Source organism: Gemmata algarum, from assembly GCF_034097035.1.
GTDB classification, from domain to species: Bacteria; Planctomycetota; Planctomycetia; order Gemmatales; family Gemmataceae; genus Gemmata; species Gemmata algarum.
This window is the reverse complement of sequence record NZ_JAXBLV010000117.1, coordinates 1-725: the sequence shown is the minus strand read 5'-3', so window position 1 is coordinate 725 and position 725 is coordinate 1. Positions and strand designations below refer to the sequence as shown.

Here is a 725-nt window from a genome sequence, read left to right as displayed (position 1 = left end):
ACGACGAGGACTACGTCACACGCGAGGAGGCGAAGTCAAGCATCTTCGAGTACATTGAGGCGTTCTACAATCGCATCCGCTGACACTCGGCTCTGGGGTACGTTGCCCCGGATGAGTACGAGCGGACGCATAACCAAACCCACTGCTAAACACTGTCCACTTTCTGTGGGGAACTTCACGTCCAGCACCGAGTCGTCGAGCACCTGCGCACCACCGGCACGGATCGAGGGCCGGGCCGCGCCCCACAACGCCGCCGGGTCCGGTTCCAGCCGGTGCAGCAATCGCGTGAACGCGTCATGGGCCGGTGCCGTCGGATGGTCCGGTTGGGCTCGCGCGGCTTCCGCGGCCGACGCCACCTTAGGCGTGGCGATCAGGAATTGGATGTAGTCCTCGGCGCGCGCGTGGTGCGTTCATGGCCCGATCATAGACCAACAACACACCCCGCGCAAATCCTGCGCCAACCCAACTGCGTAAGTCCTAACGGAAACTCATGCGCCGCTCAACCACTGTGGCAACTACTGATGTTGGATGTCCGCAGCGAGTACCTCAACGGGTCGTGGGAGACGTTCCAGCAGCATCGGATCGAGGCCGAGACCGAACGCCTCTATCCGAACCGAACGGTGCTCTGGGGACTCAATTGGCCGCTCGCCGTTTGAGCGCCCGACCGGTTACACCCCAGCGGAACAGAGCGAATCCGGTCCAAGCACCATAACGAAAAGTTTAAG

1 pseudogene is annotated in these 725 nt (G+C 61.8%); it reads right to left on the bottom strand.

Annotation, left to right across the window (positions count from 1 at the left end):
• Positions 1-179 precede the first annotated feature (179 nt).
• A pseudogene (locus R5W23_RS32870) lies at positions 180-383 on the bottom strand (IS701 family transposase); the annotation flags it as partial.
• Positions 384-725 lie beyond the last annotated feature (342 nt).